This window comes from Arthrobacter sp. 10N44_2, from assembly GCF_056394385.1.
Window position 1 is genome coordinate 1 of record NZ_JBFTHT010000038.1, and the last position, 1,541, is coordinate 1,541.

1 protein-coding gene is annotated in these 1,541 nt (G+C 64.5%); it reads left to right on the forward strand.

Going from position 1 to position 1,541, the window contains the following annotated elements; translation table 11 throughout:
• The first annotated feature begins 115 nt into the window (after nucleotides 1–115).
• Nucleotides 116–1,210 (forward strand): IS110 family RNA-guided transposase, encoded by a 1,095-nt coding sequence (locus AC1DBX_RS20630; protein WP_476932664.1) that lies wholly within the window; start codon nucleotides 116–118, stop codon nucleotides 1,208–1,210.
• Nucleotides 1,211–1,541: the final 331 nt, after the last annotated feature.

Below are 1,541 nucleotides of genomic sequence, written 5' to 3' on the forward strand. Positions count from 1 at the left end.
CGATATGAGGTAGCCGGGTTTTTCGGGCTGGAACCTCCTTTTCAAAGCGGGACGTGGGTTGCCTGCCAGACTTGGCGGACAGGTAGAGCCACATTTGAAATTGGAGGTTCCAGCTATGTTCGAGCGTACAAGCGTCGGCCTGGATGTCCATGCCCGTTCTGTTGCCGGATGCGCTCTGGACGCGCAGACCGGCGAGATCATTCCGCACCGGTTGACTCCGGATTATGCTGAGATTCTTGCCTGGATCGTGTCTCTTCCGGCCCCGGTGCGGGTCGTCTACGAGGCCGGCCCGACGGGTTTCGGGCTGGCCCGGTTTCTGCTGGCCGCCGGGATCGACACGCTCGTCGCGGCCCCGTCGAAACTCCAGCGTCCGTCCGGTGACCGGGTTAAGACGGACGCGAAGGATGCGCTGCATCTGGCCCGGCTGCTGAAACTGGGCGAGATCACCGCGGTCAGGGTCCCCGCTGCGGATCAGGAGGCGGCCCGGGACCTGGTCCGGGCCCGGGAAGATGCCCGCGGGGATCTGATGCGTTCCCGGCACCGGATCTCCAAGCTCCTGTTGCGTCAGGGCATCGTGTATTCCGGAGGGAGGGCTTGGACCGGCACCCACGAACTCTGGCTGGCCCAACAACGCTTCGATGCCCCGGCCCTGCAACTGACCTACGCATCCTCTCTGGAGGCMATGCACGAGATCCTGGATCGGCGCGACCGCCTCGACGAGGCCATCACAACAATGGCCTACCGGAGCGAATACACGCCCGTSGTCCGGTCGCTGGAGTGCCTGCGCGGGATCTCGACCCTGACCGCGTTCGGTCTCGCCTTGGAAATAGGTGACTGGAACCGGTTCACCGGCTCCACGATCGGCGCATATCTGGGCCTGGTCCCGACCGAGCATTCCTCCGGGGCATCCCGGTCCCAAGGCTCGATCACGAAAACCGGCAACACCCACGCGCGCCGGCTCCTCGTCGAGGCGGCCTGGCACCACCGCAGACCATACGACCATCCATCCCAACTGATGCGGTCCCGATGGGAAATGGCCAGCCCGGATGCCAGGGCCCGGGGTCATGCCGGCAACCGGCGCCTCCACAACCGCTGGATCAGTTATCTCGAACGCCGCAAACGACCCGTCATCGCGAACGTCGCCATCGCCCGGGAGCTCGCCGGCTGGTGCTGGTCTCTGGCTTCCAGAACGGACCAGCCCAGCCAATAACCAACTAGATTCCGCGCTCGGCCAGCCCGGGCACGGACTGCCGGAACGTCCCTGCGGAGCGGTTTCTTGCAGCGCGTGGAGTAAACCCGCGATTCGACTATGGGCAGCCGGAAACGGCCATGCCCGACATAGCTAGACCAGCGGTAACCTCCAGCCGAACACTTCGTCCTGCGGTAACCAACCCGCGCATATCAGTCTGACCGCGCCGTCGCCATTGACACGCTGACCACCCCCGCCAGACACACCGGCAAGCAAAATGAGAAGCGGTCCCGGGCAACCCAACCCGGGACCGCTTCCCCACGCCCTTGACAAACAATCACTACATATCAGT